Source organism: Acuticoccus mangrovi (assembly GCF_016411865.1).
Classification (GTDB): Bacteria; Pseudomonadota; Alphaproteobacteria; order Rhizobiales; family Amorphaceae; genus Acuticoccus; species Acuticoccus mangrovi.
In genome coordinates, this window is record NZ_JAEKJA010000009.1 from 160,121 (window position 1) to 178,877 (window position 18,757).

The window sequence follows — 18,757 nt, forward strand, 5'->3', positions numbered from 1 at the left end:
GGCCGCGCCCTTTCTGCTAATGTGCCACCCATGAAGCTCGATCCCTACGGGGCGTTCGTCGACCTCGCCGTCGATCCGGGGCCCGGTCCGCGCGTCGCGGTCAAAGACATGATCGCCGTCGAAGGCCTCCTCCAGACGGCGGGTCTTGCGACGCGCAGCGACACGCGTGCCGTGGCCGACGCCCCCGCGGTGGCGGCGCTGCGTCGGGCGGGGTTCGCTATCGTCGGCACCACCTGCACCGACTCGGCGGGGTTCGGCACGATGACGCCGACGGTCACGAACCCGCGCCATCCCGAGCGGGCGGTGGGCGGCTCGAGCGGTGGCGCCGCGGCGGCCGTCGCCGGCGGCCTCGCCGAGGTCGGGCTCGGCACCGACACCGGTGGCAGCGGCCGCATACCGGCCGCCTACTGCGATCTCTTCGCCTTCAAGCCCGGCTCGCGCACCAACCTCGAGGGCGTGGTGCCGCTGTCGCCCACCTTCGATTCGCTGGCCGTGATGAGCGACGATCCGGGTCATCTTGCCGCCGCTGCGGCGGCGATCACCGATGGCTGGCGGGACGCCGAGCCCTCGCCCGCCCGGTGGCGCTACGACGAGAAGGCGGCGGCCTTCGCCGTGCCTGCGGTCGGCGCCGCCTTCGCCCGCGCCGTCGATCGCCTGCCGGCGGGAGAGGCCGCTCACAACCCGATCCCGTGCGGCTCGCTGGCCGTCGCCCACGCGGTGATCGTGTGCGCCGAGGCGCAGCTCGTCCATCGGGACGACTATGTCCGCCACCCCGACCTCTTTCCCTACGAGGCGATCGGGGGGCTGTCGATGGAGGTGGGCGCGAGGGAGCTCGCCGCCGCCCGCCTGACGATCGCGCGCGCCCGCGAGGCCTACTCCCGCTTCATGGCGCCCGACGACATCCTGGTGCGGCCGACCCTGCCGATGATGCCCGCCGGCCGGCACGAGCGCTCGGTCCGGCTCCACGACGAGGACATGCCCATCACCAACGCCAATATCCGCTTCACCATGGAGTTCAACGTGGCGCGGCTGCCGGTAGTGGTGGTGCCGATGGAGGGGATCTCGCTGCAGTTCGTCGGCGCGCAGGGGCGCGACGAGTGGCTGCTCGCGACCGTCCTCGCCGCGATCGGCTGACGCCGAAGGGGCCTCAGGCGGCGCGGCTCATGGCGGCTGCGGCGTCGGCGACGTCGACCACGCAGACCTCCGCCCGGGGCACGCCGCGGAAGGAGCCGTGCGAGACCTCGACGGCGACGTGCACCGCCGTGCCGCGCCGGCGCAGGCGCTCGCCGATGGGGCCGTTGGCGCGGAAGGCCATCGCCTCCACGCTCGCCCCGCCGAGCGCCCCGAGGCGCAGGCGCAGGCTATCCCCGGCCGCTCCGACGGGAACGGCGCTGTCGACGGTGACGCCCTCGAGCGCCAGCACGGGCTTCGGCCGCCCCGCACCCCAGGGGCCGAGGGCGGAGAGGGCGCGCGCCAGCGTCTCGTCGATGGCGCCGGGCGAGGCGATGGCGTCGATCTTCAGGCTGTCGGCGGCGCGAGCGGCGGCGATCTCGCCGGCGAGGCGGTCCGTCAGCCGGTCGACGAGGCGCGCGATGCGCTCCGGCGCCACGGTGAGACCGGCCGCCATCGCATGCCCGCCGCCCTTGATGAGGAGCCCGTCGGCCGCCGCCTCGCGGATCGCCGCGCCGATGTCGACGCCGCGGATTGAGCGGGCCGAGCCCGTGCCCGCGTCCGCCTCCAGGGCGATGGCGATGGCGGGCCGCCGGTAGCGCTCCTTGAGCCGCGCCGCCACGAGCCCCACCACGCCCTTGTGCCAGGTGCCCGCCACGACGATGAGCGGGGCGTCGGGATCGGCCATCGCCTCGGCTTCGGCGAGGGCGTCGGTCTCGAGCGCTCGCCGCTCCCGATTGAGGCGGTCGAGAAGCTCGGCGATCCGCTCGGTCTCCGCCGGGTCCTCGGAGGTGAGGAGGCGGGCGCCGAGCCTCGAATCGCCGATGCGACCCCCGGCGTTGATGCGCGGGCCGAGAACGTAGCCGAGGTGGGTGGCGTCGATCGGCCCGCCGAGCCGCGACACGGTCGCGAGCGCGGAGAGGCCCGGATTCGTTCGCCGCGCCATCGCCGTGAGCCCGGTGGCGACGAAGGCACGGTTGAGCGGGGTGAGCGGCACGACGTCGGCGACGGTGCCGAGGGCGACGCAGTCGAGGAGGGCGAGGAGGTTGGGCTCGGGCGAGGCCGCGAAGCGCCCGCGGCGGCGCATCTCCCGCACGAGCCCGACCATCGCGACGAAGGCGACGCCGACGGCGGCGAGATCGCCGAGCCCGGAGAGGTCGTCCGGCCGGTTGGGGTTCACGATCGCGTCCGCCGGCGCGAGCGCGTCGACCGGGTGGTGGTCGATCACCAGGAGATCGAGGCCGCGCTCCTTGGCGGCGGCGACGGGCTCGATCGCGCCGGCGCCGCAGTCGAGGCACACGACGAGATCGGCGCCGGCGTCGGCGATCTCGTGCATCGCGGCGACGGAGGGGCCGTAGCCGTCGGTGATGCGGTCGGGGATGACGATGCGGCACGCCGCGCCTAGGGCGGCGAGCGTCCGGCTGACGAGGGCGGCGGACGTCGCCCCGTCGACGTCGTAGTCGGCGAAGAGGACGATGCGCTCGCCCCGCTCCACGGCATCGGCGAGACGGGTGGCGACGGCGTCGCCGTCGGTGAGGCGGGAAGGGTCGGGCAGGAGGTCGCGGATCTTGGGGGCGAGCTCGGTGGCCGCGTTCTCCAGCGTGACGCCGCGGCCGGCGAGCACGCGGGCGGCGATGTCGGAGAGGGTGTGGCGCTGGGCGAGGGCGGTGGCGGTGCGCTCGCCCGCCACGTCGAGCCGCCGCAGCCAGCGCCGGCCGCTCACCGAGCGCGCGACGCCGAGGAGCGGAACGGGGTCAGGGGCGGGAGCGGTGGAGAGGCTTTGCGACATCGGACCTTGCGCGGGACGTGACGATGTAGACATCGCCGATTCGGCACCCGATGCGTTGCCGAAAGGTAAATCGTGCCCGTTCTTTTCCCCTGCCGCGCCCGCTTCTGTGGACGGTTCAGCGCCCTTCGAAGTGTGGCGGGCGCTTCTCCATGAAGGCGGCGCGGCCTTCGACGTAGTCGTCGCTCGCGTCGGCGAGGTCGACGAGGCGCCAGGCTTCCTCCATCAACGTGGGCTCGGTGCCGTCGGCGACGGCCCGCAGCGCGACCTTCGCGGCGGCGAGAGTGAGGGGCGCGTTCTCGGCGAGGCGTTCCGTCAGCCGGTCGACCGCCTGGTCGAGATCCTCGGCCGGCAGCACCTCGTGAACGGCGCCCGTGACGAAGGCCCGCTGGACCGGCAGGCGCCCGGCGGTGAGGAGGATCCAGCGCGCCGTCGCCTCGCCCATCACGCGGGTGAGGCGGGCGATGCCGCGCGGGTCGTAGCCGAGGCCGAGGCGGGCGGCGGGGACCATGAAGAAGGCGTTGTCGGCCGCGACGCGCAGGTCGCAGCTGATCGCGAGGGCGGCGCCGGCACCCACCACCGGGCCTTCGAGCCGCGCGACCGTCGGCTGACGGATCGCCTCGATGGCGCGGCAGGCGAGCTCCAGCTGATCGTCGTAGACGCGCGCCCCGTCGCGGTCGGAGCGGTCGTCGTCGAAGCCGGTGATGTCGGCGCCCGCCGAGAACACGTCGCCGGCGCCGCGGAACACCACGGCGCGGATCTCCGGATCGGTGGTCACTTCGAGGGCGAAGGCTTCCAGCTCGCGCCACATCCCCATGGAGATCGCGTTGCGTCGGGTGGGGTTGGTGAGCACCACGGTGGCGACCTCGCCGTCCTGATAGGTCGCGATGTGCGGCGGTTCGATGGCGGTTTCGTCAAGCGACACGGAAGGCCTCTTCGAGAAGGTGCGACGGCCGAGTTTAGAAGCGGTCGAGGTTGGAACGCCAGCGGCGAGAATCAGGCGACGAGCCGGCGCCGCGCGGTGGGCTCGAGCCCGATGCCGGCGAGCCGCTCGATGGTGGTGACGAGCGGCTCCACCGCAGTCACCATGTGGAAGCCGTTGGCGTGGAGGAGCCGCGCCTCGTCGAGCATGATGCCGACGTGACCGCGCCAGAAGACGAGGTCGCCACGGGTGAAGTCGGCGTCGGGCGAGATCGGTAGCGCCTCGCCGAGCTCGGCCGCCTGCATGTCGCTGTCGCGCGGGGCGAGGCCGCCGGCGACCTCGATGGCGAGCTGTACCAGGCCCGAGCAGTCGATGCCGTTCCACGTCTTGCCGCCCCAGAGATAGGGGGCGCCGATGAAGGTCTCGGCGATCGCCACGTAGTCGCCCCCTGCCGCGGCGAGGGGGGTGATGTGCTGATCGAGCACATAGCTGCCGTCGGAGAGGCGATGGAAGTGCTCGGCGCCCGCCATCACCTCCTCGGCGACGTCGACGCGCGAGCCCATCGGCAGGCGCATGATCGGCGGGACCTTGATGGAAGGGGCGGGGAAGACGAGGGCAAGCGGCACCGAGACGCGATGGGTGGGGCGGCCGAGCGCGCCGAGCGTGTCCGTCGCAACATAGCCGACATAACCGTCCACCGTGCTCTGGACCCAGGCCCAGCCCATGGTGGCGTCGAACACGTCGACCACCTCGCCGAAGAAGAACTCGGTGTCGAGGGGCGCGTCGGCGCCGGGGCGGCGGCGGCAGGGGGCGACGGCGGCCACCACACGGCGCTGCGCTGGGCTGGTGAAGCGGCTGGCCTCCACCTCTCCGCGCAGTCGCTCGTCGGCGAGATCGGGGCGGAAGGCGTGGCGGCGGGCGTCGAGGGTCATCGTCCGTAGCGCTGGCCGAGCCATTGATAGAGGGCGCGGATGGTCTGCGCCTCCCCACCCTTGGGCCGGCCGGGCCGCTCCTCCGCGTTCCAGGCGAAAAGGTCGAAATGGACGTAGGCGCCCGCGTTCTCCACGAAGCGGTGGAGGAAGAGGGCGGCGGTGGTGGCGCCGGCGAAGGGCTGGCTCGAGATGTGGTTGATGTCGGCGATCGAGGACTTCAGCCATTTCTCGTAGCGCGGCCAGAGCGGCAGGCGCCACATCGGGTCGGCGACGTCCTCGCCGGCGAGGGCGATTTCCTCGGCCACGCCGTCGTCGCGAGTGAAGAGGCCCGGAAGGTCCGGCCCCAGCGCCACGCGGGCGGCGCCGGTGAGGGTGGAGAAGTCGATGAGAAGCTCGGGGCTCTCCTGATCGGCGAGGGCGAGAGCGTCGGCGAGGACGAGGCGGCCTTCGGCGTCGGTGTTGCCGATCTCGACCGAGAGGCCTTTGCGCGAGCGCAGCACGTCGCCGGGACGGAAGGCGGCGCCGCCGATGGCGTTCTCCGCCGCGCCGATGAGGACGCGCAGGCGCACCGGCAGGCCGCAATCCATGATCATCTGGGCGAGGCCCAGCGCCTGGGCCGCGCCGCCCATGTCCTTCTTCATCAACAGCATGGCGCGGTCGGGCTTGATGTTGAGGCCGCCGGTGTCGAACACCACGCCCTTGCCGACGAGGGTCAGCTTGGGCGCGTCGGCGTTGCCCCAGGTCATGTCGATGAGGAGCGGCGGGCGGGCCGAGGCCGCGCCCACGGCGGCGATCATCGGAAAGCCGTTCTCCAGCGCCTCGCCGTCGGTGATGTCGACCTTGGCGCCGTGCTTGCGGGCGAGCGCCTGGGCGGCGTCGGCGAGCTCGGCGGGTCCGAGATCGTTGGCCGGCGTGTTGATGAGGTCGCGCGTCAGATAGACGGCGTCGGCGATCCGTCTGACGTCGACCACGTCCACCCCGTCGGGCGCGACGAGACGCAGCGTCTTCGCCTTGCCGGGCGCGTAGTTGTCGAAGCGGTAGAGGCCGAGGAGAAAGCCTAGAGCGCCGAGGGTGGGCTCGCTCCACCCCTCGCCGAGCGCGAAGGCGCCGTCGGGGAAGCGGGTGAGGGCGGCGGTGGCGAAGGGATCGTCGTCGTCGCCGACGCCGAGGAGGACCATCGCGATCCGCCCGGCGGCGTCGGGCAGGGCGAGGAGCTGGCCGGACGCGCCCTCGAAGCCGTTGAGCCGCGCGAAGGTCGCGTGTTCGGAGGAGAGGCGCCCGATGAAACGGGCGGCCTCGTGCTTCGGAACGGCGTGGACGGGCGCGGAGCGGTCCACCTCGTGTCGGCCAACGATCACGACCTCGACTCCAGACTGTTTGCGATGGGGAAGACGAGGAGCAACGCGACGCGGCACCCGGGACGGACCGCGGATGCCGACGAGGCGCGGCTCTCAAGAAGGGGGGTGGTCTCGAAGGGGGCGTTTTGCGGCGAGGGCGCGGGCCGCGTCGAGGCGGCAGGCCCATCGAGCCGGAAGAAGACGCCGTGCCGGGGGGAGGCGGCCGCGGCGAGCCCGGCGGCGAGAGCCGGGAAGGGGAGAGCGGGCGCTAGCGCGCCCAGGCGATGTCGAGGCCGGCGATCATCTCGAGGACCGGGCCGCCCGCGACCATCGCCGCGACGACCACCGCGGCCACGAGGAAGGCCGCGATCATCGTCAGCTCGGATAGCGCCTCGGCGCGCGGCGGCTTGGCCCCACGGCGGCGCGTTGGCATGTCGGCCCCTTTGCCCATGTCGTTCTCGTGACCCTCGTCCGACGGTTTCATCACGAGCGAAACTCACTGGCTCACCTTTGTGCCGGGTTAACGTCGTGCTCTCCCCCGTGTCCGACAAATCGTTTGTCTCGATAAGCTTAATGGGTGGTGACCGAGTTGCTTAGATGGACTGATTGTAAGCGCCGACTTCCGGGTTCTCGCGGAGCACACCGTCGACGGCCTTGAACATCGCCCGCATGGCCTCCTCGGAGGTCGGGCTCTCGACCACCACCACCAGCTCGGGCTTGTTGGAGGAGGCGCGCACGAGGCCCCACGTCCCGTCCTCGGTGACGACGCGTACGCCGTTCACGGTGATCAGCTCCTTGATGGGCTGGCCGGCGACGGCTTCGCCGGCGCTCGCCATGTCCTCGAAGCGCTTCACCACGCGGCCGATGACGTCGTACTTCACCTCGTCGTCGCAGTGCGGGCTCATCGTCGGGGTCTGCCACGTCTTCTGCAGCTCGCCGCGCAGCTCGCTCATGGTGCGATCGGGGTTGCGGTCGAGCATCTCCAGGATGGCGATGGCGGAGACGAGGCCGTCGTCGTAGCCGCGCCCGATGGGCTCGTTGAAGAAGAAGTGGCCCGACTTCTCGAAGCCGGCGACCGCCTGGAGCTCGTTGACGCGGCGCTTGATGTAGGAGTGGCCGGTCTTGAAGTAGTCGGTCTTGGCGCCATTCGCGATGAGCACCGGGTCGGTCATGAAGAGGCCGGTGGACTTCACGTCGACCACGAACTGGGCGTCCTTGGTGATCTTGGAGAGGTCGCGGGCGAGCATCACGCCGACGATGTCGGCGAAGATCTCGCCACCGGTCTCGTCGATCACGCCGCAGCGGTCGCCATCACCGTCGAAGCCGAAGCCGACGTCGGCCTTGTGCTCCAGCACCGCATCGCGGATGGCGTGGAGCATCTCCATGTCCTCGGGGTTGGGGTTATAGCGCGGGAAGGTGTGGTCGAGCTCGGTGTCGAGCGGGATCACCTCCACGCCGAGGCGCTCCAGCACCTTGGGGGCGAAGGCGCCGGCGGTGCCGTTGCCGCAGGCGCAGACCACCTTCAGCTTGCGCTTGATGTCGCGTCCCTTGACGAGGTCGTCCATGTAGACCGGCGGAAAGTCGTCGACGAAGACGTAGGAGCCGCCGCCGGCAAGGTCGAACGAGGCGGAGAGCACGATCTCCTTGAGGCGGCCCATCTCGTCGGGCCCGAAGGTGCGCGGGCGGTCGGCGCCCATCTTCACGCCGGTCCAGCCGTTCTCGTTGTGGCTCGCCGTCACCATCGCCACGGCCGGAACGTCGAGGGCGAACTGGGCGAAGTAGGCCATCGGCGTCACCGCGAGGCCGATGTCGTGCACCTTGCAGCCGGCCGCCATCATGCCCTGAATGAGGGCGGTCTTGATGGCGGAGGAATAGGAGCGGAAGTCGTGGCCGGTGACGACTTCCTTCGGCTTGCCCATCTCGCCCAGAAGGGTGCCGATGCCCATGCCGAGCGCCTGGACACCCATCAGGTTCAGCTCTTTGCCGAACAGCCACCGGGCATCGTACTCGCGAAAGCCGGTGGGCTTCACCATCGGCTGCGATTCATACTCGTAGGTGTTCGGGGTGAGCTGGGGGCGAGGCTTTGGAAACATGGGCGCGCTCCGGTCATGCAAGGCAGAAAGGCTGCCTATCCTGTTTGACGGAGCAGGCAAAGGGGCAAAAGGGATTGTCGGGCGAAAGGCGAGGGGAGAGCTCGTCCAGTCTCAACTCATGCCCGGCAAACACTCCGGATGACGTCGATAGAGGACGGCAAACATCATCAGGTGAATCGCCGAGGCATAGTAGGTCGTCGGCGTATAGTTGAAGAGGTTCATATCGACGGGCTGGCCGGTGAGATCGCAGCGGATCGTCTCCGCCAGCGCCTGATATCCCGGATCCTTCAACGCCCCGAGGCTGTGCCCGTTCGGCGAGCGCCGCGTGAGATAGGGGCTGTTGTTGCGATAGAAGAGCTCGAGCGCCTGGTCCCGCTCCGGCCCGTCGAGGAGGAGGAGATTGAGACCCACGCGGATGGCGTTGTAGCCGAATTCGCGCGGTCCCACGTCGCGTGCGGTCTTCGGGTGGCGCGGATCCTCCGCCGAGGTCCAGTCCGTCAGGGTGCCGTTGCGCAGCGAACGGTTGATGAGATCGAAGCCCGATCGCGAGACGCTGTCCCAGTCATATTGCGGCGTGAGCGCCTCCGAGATGTGGAGCGCGGAGAAAACGTAGTAGGAGAGATTGAGCACCGGGCCGTCCGCCTGCGAGCGGGTGCCGAACCCCTTTTCGGCCGGCATCAGCAGGAGCTGACCCCTGTGGTGGCGGATCAGCTTCTTGCCGATCGCCTCCGACGTCCGGATCGCCTGTTCCAGATAGTCGCCGCGGTTCCAGCGGCGGCCGGCGAGCGCCAGCGTCGAGGAGATGATGAGGTCGGCGTCGGTGGCGTTGTTGTTGTCGGTGATCCCGTGGCCGGGAGTGTAGCGCCAGGCGAAGAGATTGTCGGCGCGCAGCATGTGGTTCTTGGTGAAGTTCCAGATTTGCTCGAACGTCACCGGCTCGTCGGCGAAGAGGGACAGGAGCAGCCCGTAGGCTTGCGACTCTGAGTGGGTGATGTTGCCGTTCTCCGGATCGACGATCCGTCCGTCCGCCTTCATGAACTTTTGCCGGAAGGATGAGAAGTGCCCACGATACCAGTGGGTTACCGCTGGTGAGAAGGGCTGCCCCAAAAAGCCGAACGCTTGCGGGTCACGTCGCTCCTGAGCGTGAACGCTCGCAGGAGGCAGAAGACAAATCAGTACAAATGCGAAGGCCCAACCACAAACGGTCAGAGCCGTTTGTCGGGACAGGGCGCGGTGGGTTTGCTCCATATCGCTGACCGCCCGTCTGATGTGGATCGACGAGCGGCAGCGTAGGTGCGCACGACATGTCCGAACATGACATTGCGCAATTTTTGAAAAGAAATCTATCCAAAAATTATGAGTTTGACTCCAAATTATGTACTTTTATTTCGTCCCGAACATCCGATCTCCGGCATCGCCGAGGCCCGGGACGATGTAGCCGTGGTCGTTGAGCGCCTCGTCGATGGCGGCGGTGACGATCGGCACCTCGGGGTGGTGGCCGTGGAAGTTGTCGATGCCCTCGGGCGCGGCGAGCAGGCAGACGAAGCGCATGTCCGTCGACCCGGCCTCCTTCAGCCGGTCGACGGCGGCGATGGCGGAGTTGGCGGTGGCGAGCATCGGGTCGAGCACGATCACGCGGCGGTCGCCCATGTCGTCGGGCGCCTTGAAATAATACTCCACCGCCGACAGCGTCTTCGGGTCGCGATAGAGGCCCACGTGGGCGACGCGGGCGGCGGGCACGAGATCGAGCATGCCGTCGAGCAGCCCCTCGCCGGCGCGCAGGATCGGGGCGAACACCAGCTTCTTGCCGGACAGCATCGGCGCGCGCATCGGCATCAGCGGCGTCTCGATCTCCACCATCTCGAGCGTCAGATCGCGCGTCGCCTCGTAGCAGAGAAGCATCGCGATCTCCCGCAGGAGCTGACGGAAGCCCGCGGTGGAGGTCGACTTGTCGCGCATGATGGTCAGCTTGTGCTGCACCAGCGGGTGATCGATGACGGTGACTTGGGGGAAATCGAGGGAAGACATGGTCGCGTCCTTTGAGCGACGGGTCAGAATACGGTTCCGTCGCTGATGATGCCGATGGGCGGGCTGGCGTCGCTACGCTTCTGTTGCGCCAAGCGGCGTCCTGCAAGCCAGGTGCCGCCTTCGAGGATCGAGGCGAGAGGGAGTGTCGCGGCGTCGACGCCGAGGCGCTCGCGGATCATCGGGGCGAGGCGGTCGAGGAGGGTGACGGTCGCCGCCCGCCATTCCACCACGAGCGGCTCGTCCACCGCGTGCGGGCTCGCCGCGGCGGCGGGATCGCGCAGCCTCAAGGCGCCGCCGTCGACGAAGAGGCCGCCGTTGCGGTACTCGGCGAGCCCCGTCAGCCCGTCGATGTCGGTCACCGTGACGCCGCGCACCGACAGCGGCTCGATGAGCGAATAGGAGAGCCACGAGGAGAGCTTGTGGAAGGGGACGAGGTCGCTGCCCGGGCTGCCGTCGCCGAGCGCGGGGTAGAGCCAGGTATCGCCCAAGGGCTGCCCGGCGAGCGTCAGGCGGCCGGGCCACATCGGCCCCAGCCCGTCGAGCACCGCTTCCAGGATGGCGGGGGCGGGTAACGCGCCGTCGACGGCCTCGGCGGCGAGGGCGTCGATGATGCCGCCGGGACGCGGGTCGTCCTCCACCGCGAAGAGATCGGGGGCGAGGCGGACCGCGTCGGCAAGGCTGGCGAGGAGGGCGCGGCGGCCGTCGGCACCCTCGAGGGGGTTGTCGGGGCCGATCTGGAAGCCGTCGGCGAACTCGTCGCTGCCGATCGAGTCGAGCGCCGCGGCGTCGGCCCGCAGCGGATCGGCCGGAACGGCGGAGAAGGAGCCGGCCGCGAACATGGCGAAGGAGGCGAGGGCGAGACCTTCGGAGCGGCCGATCGTCTCGCCGGTCGCCGCCTCGTGATAGCGCCAGAGCGGCCCGGCCCCGGCGTCGAGAAGCACGGACACGATGGCGAGATCGCCCATCGCGCGCGCCGCCTCCGCGGGGCTCGCCCAGCCGCGGGCGGCGGCGAGGCTGGCGAAGCGGTCGATGCCCCCCGCCTCGAAATGGCGCCAGCGGGAGTGAAACGGCACCTCGAGGTCGGCAAAGCGCTCCCGCGTCAGCGCCGCGACCATGTCGGCGATGGGCCCCATCGCCTCGGGGGCGAAGGCGAAATGCTCCGACGACCCATCCTCGATCCGCGCGAAGAGGGCGGCGGAGCGCTCGCGGATCGCCGCCGCCGACAGCAGATAGCGCGCCGCCTCGAGCGCCGCCTCGTCGGCGGTCTCACTCATCGAGGAGGCGGCCCTTGACGGTCTTGAGGTCGCTCGTCACGTCGGTGTCGGAGTAGTAGCCGGCCGCCTTCTTGGCCTCGATCTCCACCATCGCGTCGGCCGGGATCAGGTCGTCGGGGATGGTGACGCGCTCGCCGATCTCGATACCGGAATTGATGATCGAATCGTGCTTCATGTTGCTCATGGAGACGAAGCGATCGATCCGAGTGATGCCGAGCCAGTGAAGCGTATCGGGCATCAATTCCTGAAAGCGGGCGTCCTGCACCCCGGCGACGCACTCGGTCCGCTCGAAATATTCGGAGGCGGTGTCGCCGCCCTCCTGCCGCTTGCGCGCGTTGTAGACGAGGAACTTCGTCACCTCGCCCAAGGCACGCCCTTCCTTGCGGTTGTAGACGATGAGGCCGGCGCCGCCCGCCTGGGCCTCGCGGATACACTCCTCGATGCCGTGCACCAGATAGGGGCGGCAGGTGCAGATGTCGGAGCCGAACACGTCGGAGCCGTTGCACTCGTCGTGGACGCGGCAGGTGAGGCGGCGCTTCGGGTCCTGGATCGCCTCCGGGTCGCCGAAGATATAGACGGTGATGGAGCCGATGGGCGGGAGGAAGACGAGAAGATCGGGACGCGTGACGAGCTCGGGAAACATGCCTCCGGTCTGCTCGAAGAGGACGCGGCGCAGGCGTGTCTCCTCCACGCCGAAGCGCTCGGCGAGACCGGGCAGATACCACACCGGCTCGATCGCCGCCTTGGTGACGGCGACGTCGCCCGACTCCTTCATGACCTTGCCGTCGGCCTTGAGCCGGCCGAGGCGCAGCGCGTCCTTCAACTCGTGCAGCGTGAGGTGGGCGCGCGTGATCGCGATGGTCGGGCGGATGTCGACGCCTTCGCCGATGATGCCGGCGAAGGCCTCGGCCGCCATATGCCCCCAAGGGTCGAGCGAGACGATCTTCTTCGGGTCCGTCCACGACGGAAAGGGGCCGATCTGATGGGTCGGCGCGGTATTGGTGAGGTCGGGCCGGCGGATTGGGTTGAGCGCGCCGGACGTCACGGCGAGGGCGCGGTAGAGCGAATAGGAGCCGCCGTGGGTGCCGATGGCGTTGCGGTCGGCCGCCTCCGTCACCGTGCCGACGATGGGGCCGCGCTCCTGCGGTGTTGGCGCGCCCCAGTGGATCGGGAAGCGCATCTTCTTGCCGCTTCCCGGGTGCGACGTCAGGCGGATGTGTGTTTTGCGGTTGACCGAATCGCCCATGGCGCATGTCTCCCAGAGGGGCCGTCGAACGGGACGGCATCGCGCAAAAGAAGCGCGCCCCATCGCATATCTAACTTGCCTGCGCCAGTGCGGAATTCCCGACGCACCGCAAGATGGTGGCGTGATTTCTCTTCAACCAACGCTATCGGTTCTCTATGGTGACGCTATCATGACGTTTCCGCCCCGTCGTCGCCGCGGCGACATCCATCCGATTCCTTTCCCGGTGCTGATCGCCGACATCGGCGGCACCAACGTTCGGCTCGGCGTATTGACCGAAGCGCACAGCCCGTTGCGCATCTTCCCGACGAAGCCGACCCATGCCTTTCCCGACTTCGTGTCGGCGGCGACCGAGATCGTGCTCGACACCACCTCGGTGTTGCCGCGGTCGCTGCTCATCGCGCTCGCCGGGCCCGTCGGGGGCGAGAGCGTCAAGCTCACCAACGCCGATTGGGTGATCGAGCCGACCCGGCTCGCGGAGGCGCTCGACCTCGAAACCGTCATCATGTTCAACGATTTCGAGGCGCTGGCCCTGTCGCTGCCGGCGCTCGAGGGCGAGCAGCTGATGCAGATCGGCGGCGGCGAGGCGATGAGCCGGGAGCCGCGCGTGGTGATCGGCCCCGGCACCGGTCTCGGCGTCGCCGCCCTCGTCTATGCCGACCAGTGCTACACGCCGATCGCCGGGGAGGGGGGGCACGTGAGCTTCGGCCCCGAGAGCCCGCGCGACTTCGAGATCTGGCCGCACCTTGAGCGCTTTCACGGCCGCATCTCGGGCGAGGCGCTGATGTCGGGCGATGGACTGATGCGCATCTATCACGCCCTGTCGCGGCTTGCCGGCATCGACGCGTCGTGGTGCGAGAAGGGGGCGGACGTCACCGGCGCGGCGGCGAACGGCGATCAGATGGCGGAGGAGGCGATCGACCTCTTCCTCACCTATCTGGGTCGTCTCGCCGGCGATCTGGCGCTGATCTTCCTCGCCCGCGGCGGCGTCTACATCGCCGGCGGCGTCGCGCCGCGGGTGAAGGACCGCTTCGCCACGAGCGGCTTCCGTGCCGCGTTCGAGAGCAAGGCGCCGCACGAGGCGATCATGGCCTCGATCCCGAGCTTCCTCATCACCGAGCCGAAGCCGGCGATGGCGGGAATGGCGACGTTCGCGACGATGCCGGAGCGGTTTTCCTTCGATCTCAAAGATCGCCGCTTCGACCGCTAGAAGGGGCTTGCGCCGCACGAAAGGATCGTCCATAAGCGCCCAACGACGGAGCGCGGGTGTAGCTCAGGGGTAGAGCACAACCTTGCCAAGGTTGGGGTCGTGGGTTCGAATCCCATCGCCCGCTCCAAAATTCCTCGAAAAATCAGTGGTTGATGGCGCGGCGATGACCATCGGATTTTCCGATCGGGGGTCGCGGGACCAATAGCCACGCGGGTCGTCGGCAGTTCCGGCGACGGTCGCATCGAGCGGTTCGGCATCGAGCGGTTCGGTAGGGGCCGCGTCACCCGAACATCCCTCCGCTGGGCTTGCGCCCGGTCGCGGATGATCCGATGCGGCGACCCGCCCGGCGGCGAGATCGCTCGGATGGCGGACATCGCCCGCAAAGCTGGATGGAACGTCTCTCGAAACCTGCTGGGCGCGGCCGTTTCGAGAGCGCTGCTGTCGCGAGCTGGTTTCGACAGATGCGATCGGCGGCGTGGTGCCTCCCTCACGAGGCTCGTGACGGGGATCGAAAGTCGTTCGTCTCTGCGAGGACCGTCGCGGGACCGGCGGGCGTCCGTCCCGCGGGCAGGGCCGAACCCGACCGCTGTCGTCTCGTCGTTTACCTTTCGGGCCGGAAACCTTATGGTCGGCGCTATCGACAACCCCTCGAGAAGCCCGGCCCGAATGTCTCCGACGTCTTTCGTCTTCGCGGTTTCACCTCCACCTCTCGCCAGGTAGGGCGGCGCGCTACGCGCTGATGCGCGCGGGGCACTCGCCATCGTGAGAGCTTGAGCCGATCACGGCCACCCCTGCCCGAGCGGCAGGGCGAAGCGCCGTGCGCTCCTCTCACCTCCCCAGTCTTTTTCAATATCGCAGCTGGACATGCGCCCGGCCACCTGGCCGTGGCCGTCCTGGCCGCGTGGCTGTCGAGAGCCCGAACTCCATGTCGAAGTCTTCTCCCCTGATCGTCCTCAGTCTATCCGCGTCGTTGTTGATGCTCGGCGTCGGGATGACCGTGGCGCTATTGCCCCAACGTGTTCACGCAATGACGGGAACGCTTGAAAGCGTCGGTCTCGTCGCTTCCGTTTTTGCGCTGACCTACCTGTTGGCCCAATTGCCGATCGGCGTCCTGTCCGATCGGCTCGGACCCAAACGGTTCCTGGTGATCGGCTACCTGCTGTGCTCGGTTTCGGGCATCGTGTTCTTCACGGCCGAAACGGCGGGCGGGATCTATCTCGGCCGAGCCATACAGGGGGTCGGCGAGGCGCCCATCTGGGCGCTAGGGCCGGCCGTCCTGTCGCTCGCCTACCCGGCCGCCAGGGGCCGCGCGATCGGCATCTACAACGCCGCCATACACATCGGTCTGACGCTCGGACCGCTGTTGGGCCTTCTGATCTCTCCGGGAGGTCAGGGCCGATTGCCGTTTCTGTGCTTCACGGGGCTCTGCCTCGCCGCGGGGGTCCTGGTGCTGCTTTTTCTGCGCCAGGCTCCCGGCACCGTCCGCCATGCGAGACCGACCGTCCGGCAATATCTTGCGGTGCTGCAACGGAGGTCGGCCGCGACGTTGCTGTTCGGCGTCCTGCTCTACGGCGCCGGCTATGGCGCCTTTCTCAGCGTCCTTCCCGCATCCCTCGTCGTCTCGCACGGCTTCGGCCCGGCGGCGGTCGGCATGTTCTTCGTCCTGTTCTATGCTGCGGTCAGCCTTTCTCAGATCGTCGTCGGTGTGCTGTCGGATCGCATCGGGAGGCATGGCTTTTTGGTCTGGGGGATGTCGCTGGCGGCGGCAGGCGTCGCCTCATTCCCGGCCGTTCCCGGCGACTGGGCCTATCTGCCGCTGGGGGGCGCGAGCGTTGGGCTCGGGATGTTCTGTGTGGCCTCGATCGCCGATCTCAGCGAGAGCGTGCCGGATCCCCTAAAAGGGGTGATCTCAGGGAGCTACTACGTCTTCTGGGGCGCGGGATACGTGCTCGGGCCGTTGGCGATCGGGGCGGTCGGTACAGGCGCTCCGTTCATCGGATATGGCGCGCTCGCGTTCCTGTTCGGACTTCAATCGCTCGCCATGCACATGCTTCTGAAATGACGAATTCCATCCCGAAGCCAGCGTCGCCTTATGCAGCGAGTCGGCAGAGGGCTTGAAATCGCCGTGCGCGCGATCCTCGCAATCTGCGAACCCGTCTGAGCGGGCCCCTCGTCGCGATCCCGCGCGGCGGGGTCAGGCGGCGAGGGGCTGGATCGCGCTCCAGAAGCGCTCTACGTCGCGGCGTTCCTCGACGTTGCGGCGATAGGCGCGGATCTCGATGGGGATCGACCATTGCGGGCCGCCGGCCTCTACCAGCGTGCCCGCGTCGAGCTCTTCCGTCGCGAGGCGCCGGGGGAGCCAGAGCAGCCCTCGCCCCCGCATCGCCATGGCCTTGAGGCCTGCGGTCATTGCGTTTTCGTGGCGGGACTCGAACGTCGGAGCGCCCTTGTTCAGCATGAGGCGGTGCTCCACGAGCTTCGCCGTGAAGGTCTGCTGCGGGTGGTCGAGGAGCGCCACCGGGCCTTCACTGTCGAGGTGGTGGAGCGGTGCGCCGTCGGCGTCGGGGGCGGAGACGGGCATCAGCCTATCATGCGCCAGACGAATGTGGTCGAAGCGCTCCGGATCCAGTTGGATCAGCGCACTCTCGTGGAAATAGGCGATGTAGATGTCGCATCGCCCTTCCCGCAACTGCTCCACGCATTCGTGTTGGTTGGCGCACACCACCCGCGTCTTCAGTCGTCCGGTGCGTGCCTCGATGCTGTCGAGCCAGTCGGGAAAGAACGACATGGCGATGTTGGCGAGCATCGAAAAGGAAATGAACGATCGCTTGCTGCGCCCGGCGTCGGCGATATTGTCCCGCTCCTGGTGGAGGGACTGAACGATCTCTTCGGCAACCTTGCGGAACGTGCGCCCCTCCGGGGTGAGCGCCACGGGCACGGTGCTGCGGTCGACGAGGGGCGCCCCCACCCAGTCCTCGAGCGCGCGGATGCGGCGTGAAAAGGTCGGCTGCGTGCTGTTTCTGATGGCAGCCGCCCGGGAAAAGCTGAGCGTCGTGCCGAGACACAGAAAGTCTTCCAGCCAGATCAGATCCATCGTCCCACGCTCCAGAAGATGCTTTTCGGCATCGTGTCGCCGGTGTTGCTCATGTCGGCACAGTGGTGAGTGTCTGTGCATTATACATTGATCGCATAACCTATGCGATCTTTCGAATTCTGATTCGAGGGGGATGTGCCTAGGTTGGGCAGGCCGTGGGCGGGGCAGGTGCCACGCGACGGCGACGGATCGTCTCCCTGCCGGCCGCTTCGAGGCCCGCGCAATCAAGGACAAGGGACCCCCATGAGCATGACGAAATCGGTCCGCATGCTGGCTCTCGCCCTCGCCGGGGCGCTGGCTGTCGGCACCGCACAGCCCGCCGCGGCCCAGGACGGCGAGCTCGCGCGCATCGTCTCCAACAAGACCGTGCGTGTCGGCGCCATCGAAGCCTATCCCTACTACCGCAAGGATCTGAAGTCCGGCGAGTGGACGGGCATGATGCCGGAAATCTTCGACACGCTGTTCGGCAGCATCGGCGTCAAGGTCGAGTATGTGACCACCACCTGGGGCACGGCGGCGGCCGGCCTCCAGGCGAACCAGTTCGACGTGGTCGGCGGCCTCAACGCCACCCCGATGCGCGCCCTCGCCCTGTCGTTCTCGGTGCCGATCGCCCAGTCGAAGCTGAGCGTCATGACCCTCGGCGACGACAGCTCGGGCTTCACCACCTGGGCGGGCCTCAACTCGCCGGACGTGAAGATCGCCGCCGTCGACGGCGCCTCCACCACCCGCCTCGGCCAGAAGCTCGCGCCGGACGCCACCTGGACGCTGGTGAAGTCCACCGACGCCATGATCCTCGAGCTCGAGAGCGGCCGTGTCGACGTGATCCTGTCCAACGCTCCGACGCTGTCGCAGTATAAGCAGGCGAAGGGTGCCGGAACGCTCGTCATTCCCGAGCCGGTGCGGGCCCAGAACGTCAATATCGGCCTGCGGCAGAACGCCGACGACCTGAAGGCCTGGCTCGACGTCGCCGTCGACTACTTCACGGCCATCGGCGACATCCCGACCATCTGGGACAAGTACGTCCCGGTCGAAGACTGATCGCGACCCGGCCCGGCTTCGGCCGGGCCGACGCCCTTGCAGAAGGAACAGCGATGGCACCGCTTCTCAGCGTCAAGGGGCTGCGCAAGGTGTTCGGGAACCTGACGGTGCTCGATGGGGTCGATCTCTCCGTCGAGCGCGGCGAGGTGATCGGCTTCATCGGCTCGTCCGGCTCGGGCAAGTCGACCTTCCTGCGCTGTCTCAACCATCTGGAGGTGCCGACCGACGGTGAGATCCGTCTCGACGGCGAGCTCGTGGGCTACGCCGAGGCGGGGGGCACGGTCCGCCCGCTGCCCGAGCGCAAGCTGAGCGAGCAGCGGCGCCAGATGGCGATGGTGTTCCAGCACTTCAATCTCTGGCCCCACAAGACGGCGCTCGAAAACATCACCGAAGGGCCCATCGTGGTGAAGCGGGAAGCGGGAGCCGTCGCCCGTGAGCGGGGGCGGGCGCTCCTCGCGCGGGTCGGGCTCGGCGACAAGGCCGACGCCTATCCGAGCCGCCTCTCCGGCGGTCAGCAGCAGCGCGTGGCGATCGCCCGGGCGCTCGCTCTCGAGCCCAAGATCCTGTTGTTCGACGAGCCCACCTCGGCCCTCGATCCGGAGCTCGTCAACGAGGTGCTGAAGGTCATCC

The 18,757-nt window shown here is 68.8% G+C and carries 16 protein-coding genes and 1 tRNA gene; 6 read left to right on the forward strand and 11 right to left on the reverse strand.

What is annotated here, in order from left to right:
• The first annotated feature begins 30 nt into the window (after nucleotides 1–30).
• Entirely contained in the window at nucleotides 31–1,134 is a 1,104-nt protein-coding gene (locus JCR33_RS12600) for an amidase family protein (RefSeq protein ID WP_198882434.1), read from the forward strand.
• A gap of 13 nt (nucleotides 1,135–1,147) precedes the next feature.
• On the opposite strand, the gene recJ is transcribed toward JCR33_RS12600, so the two are convergent.
• From recJ to JCR33_RS12650, 10 genes are all read right to left on the reverse strand, one after another.
• Nucleotides 1,148–2,959 carry a single-stranded-DNA-specific exonuclease RecJ gene (recJ, locus tag JCR33_RS12605; RefSeq protein WP_198882435.1) on the reverse strand — a complete coding sequence of 604 codons (1,812 nt, stop codon included), beginning with the start codon at nucleotides 2,957–2,959 and terminating at the stop codon, nucleotides 1,148–1,150.
• 115 nt (nucleotides 2,960–3,074) lie between these two features.
• On the reverse strand, nucleotides 3,075–3,881 hold the full coding sequence (locus JCR33_RS12610) for an enoyl-CoA hydratase/isomerase family protein (RefSeq protein WP_198882436.1): 807 nt from the start codon (nucleotides 3,879–3,881) through the stop codon (nucleotides 3,075–3,077).
• Nucleotides 3,882–3,952: 71 nt separating this feature from the next.
• Nucleotides 3,953–4,810: a C40 family peptidase gene (locus JCR33_RS12615; protein WP_198882437.1), complete on the reverse strand. Its 858-nt coding sequence runs from the start codon at nucleotides 4,808–4,810 to the stop codon at nucleotides 3,953–3,955.
• Nucleotides 4,807–6,165, reverse strand: a complete 1,359-nt coding sequence (locus JCR33_RS12620) for a leucyl aminopeptidase family protein (RefSeq protein WP_408628756.1) — start codon at nucleotides 6,163–6,165, stop codon at nucleotides 4,807–4,809. Before JCR33_RS12620 ends, JCR33_RS12615 begins: the two co-directional genes overlap by 4 nt.
• 250 nt (nucleotides 6,166–6,415) lie before the next feature.
• On the reverse strand, nucleotides 6,416–6,634 hold the full coding sequence (locus JCR33_RS12625) for a hypothetical protein (protein ID WP_198882439.1): 219 nt from the start codon (nucleotides 6,632–6,634) through the stop codon (nucleotides 6,416–6,418).
• A 106-nt stretch (nucleotides 6,635–6,740) separates the two neighbouring features.
• Nucleotides 6,741–8,240: a phosphomannomutase/phosphoglucomutase gene (locus JCR33_RS12630; RefSeq protein WP_198882440.1), complete on the reverse strand. Its 1,500-nt coding sequence runs from the start codon at nucleotides 8,238–8,240 to the stop codon at nucleotides 6,741–6,743.
• Nucleotides 8,241–8,351: 111 nt separating this feature from the next.
• On the reverse strand, nucleotides 8,352–9,488 hold the full coding sequence (locus JCR33_RS12635) for a glycosyl hydrolase family 8 (RefSeq protein ID WP_269751184.1): 1,137 nt from the start codon (nucleotides 9,486–9,488) through the stop codon (nucleotides 8,352–8,354).
• Between the two features lie 135 nt (nucleotides 9,489–9,623).
• Nucleotides 9,624–10,268: a uracil phosphoribosyltransferase gene (upp, locus tag JCR33_RS12640; RefSeq protein ID WP_198882442.1), complete on the reverse strand. Its 645-nt coding sequence runs from the start codon at nucleotides 10,266–10,268 to the stop codon at nucleotides 9,624–9,626.
• 23 nt (nucleotides 10,269–10,291) lie between these two features.
• Nucleotides 10,292–11,542: a URC4/urg3 family protein gene (locus tag JCR33_RS12645; RefSeq protein ID WP_198882443.1), complete on the reverse strand. Its 1,251-nt coding sequence runs from the start codon at nucleotides 11,540–11,542 to the stop codon at nucleotides 10,292–10,294.
• Complete coding sequence (locus JCR33_RS12650) at nucleotides 11,535–12,788, reverse strand: GTP cyclohydrolase II (protein WP_198882444.1); 1,254 nt, start codon at nucleotides 12,786–12,788, stop codon at nucleotides 11,535–11,537. Before JCR33_RS12650 ends, JCR33_RS12645 begins: the two co-directional genes overlap by 8 nt.
• Nucleotides 12,789–12,957: 169 nt before the next feature.
• On the opposite strand from JCR33_RS12650, the gene glk reads away from it, so the two are divergent.
• The 3 genes from glk (at nucleotide 12,958) to JCR33_RS12665 (ending at nucleotide 16,057) form a co-directional block, all read left to right on the forward strand.
• The gene (gene glk, locus JCR33_RS12655; protein ID WP_198882445.1) at nucleotides 12,958–13,995 is read left to right on the forward strand and encodes a glucokinase; all 1,038 of its coding nucleotides are present in this window, start codon (nucleotides 12,958–12,960) and stop codon (nucleotides 13,993–13,995) included.
• 52 nt (nucleotides 13,996–14,047) lie between these two features.
• Nucleotides 14,048–14,122: transfer RNA gene (locus JCR33_RS12660), tRNA-Gly, on the forward strand.
• A gap of 798 nt (nucleotides 14,123–14,920) precedes the next feature.
• The gene (locus tag JCR33_RS12665; RefSeq protein WP_198882446.1) at nucleotides 14,921–16,057 is read left to right on the forward strand and encodes an MFS transporter; all 1,137 of its coding nucleotides are present in this window, start codon (nucleotides 14,921–14,923) and stop codon (nucleotides 16,055–16,057) included.
• A 132-nt stretch (nucleotides 16,058–16,189) separates the two neighbouring features.
• Here JCR33_RS12665 and JCR33_RS12670 read toward each other — a convergent pair whose 3' ends face one another.
• Complete coding sequence (locus JCR33_RS12670; RefSeq protein ID WP_198882447.1) at nucleotides 16,190–17,089, reverse strand: LysR substrate-binding domain-containing protein; 900 nt, start codon at nucleotides 17,087–17,089, stop codon at nucleotides 16,190–16,192.
• Between the two features lie 243 nt (nucleotides 17,090–17,332).
• Here JCR33_RS12670 and JCR33_RS12675 point away from each other — a divergent pair, with 243 nt between their 5' ends.
• Nucleotides 17,333–18,127, forward strand: a complete 795-nt coding sequence (locus JCR33_RS12675; protein WP_198882448.1) for a transporter substrate-binding domain-containing protein — start codon at nucleotides 17,333–17,335, stop codon at nucleotides 18,125–18,127.
• 53 nt (nucleotides 18,128–18,180) lie between these two features.
• A partial coding sequence (locus tag JCR33_RS12680; protein WP_198882449.1) for an amino acid ABC transporter ATP-binding protein occupies nucleotides 18,181–18,757 on the forward strand: 577 nt, incomplete at its 3' end.

Excerpts from the sequence above, each read along its gene's own strand:
- JCR33_RS12675 (WP_198882448.1), top strand. The coding sequence starts at position 17,333 with ATGAGCATGACGAAATCGGTCCGCATGCTGGCTCTCGCCCTCGCCGGG.
- JCR33_RS12650 (WP_198882444.1), bottom strand. The coding sequence starts at position 12,788 with ATGGGCGATTCGGTCAACCGCAAAACACACATCCGCCTGACGTCGCAC.
- JCR33_RS12665 (WP_198882446.1), top strand. The coding sequence starts at position 14,921 with ATGTCGAAGTCTTCTCCCCTGATCGTCCTCAGTCTATCCGCGTCGTTG.
- glk (WP_198882445.1), top strand. The coding sequence starts at position 12,958 with ATGACGTTTCCGCCCCGTCGTCGCCGCGGCGACATCCATCCGATTCCT.
- JCR33_RS12600 (WP_198882434.1), top strand. The coding sequence starts at position 31 with ATGAAGCTCGATCCCTACGGGGCGTTCGTCGACCTCGCCGTCGATCCG.
- JCR33_RS12670 (WP_198882447.1), bottom strand. The coding sequence starts at position 17,089 with ATGGATCTGATCTGGCTGGAAGACTTTCTGTGTCTCGGCACGACGCTC.
- upp (WP_198882442.1), bottom strand. The coding sequence starts at position 10,268 with ATGTCTTCCCTCGATTTCCCCCAAGTCACCGTCATCGATCACCCGCTG.
- recJ (WP_198882435.1), bottom strand. The coding sequence starts at position 2,959 with ATGTCGCAAAGCCTCTCCACCGCTCCCGCCCCTGACCCCGTTCCGCTC.
- JCR33_RS12635 (WP_269751184.1), bottom strand. The coding sequence starts at position 9,488 with ATGGAGCAAACCCACCGCGCCCTGTCCCGACAAACGGCTCTGACCGTT.
- JCR33_RS12630 (WP_198882440.1), bottom strand. The coding sequence starts at position 8,240 with ATGTTTCCAAAGCCTCGCCCCCAGCTCACCCCGAACACCTACGAGTAT.
- JCR33_RS12615 (WP_198882437.1), bottom strand. The coding sequence starts at position 4,810 with ATGACCCTCGACGCCCGCCGCCACGCCTTCCGCCCCGATCTCGCCGAC.
- JCR33_RS12645 (WP_198882443.1), bottom strand. The coding sequence starts at position 11,542 with ATGAGTGAGACCGCCGACGAGGCGGCGCTCGAGGCGGCGCGCTATCTG.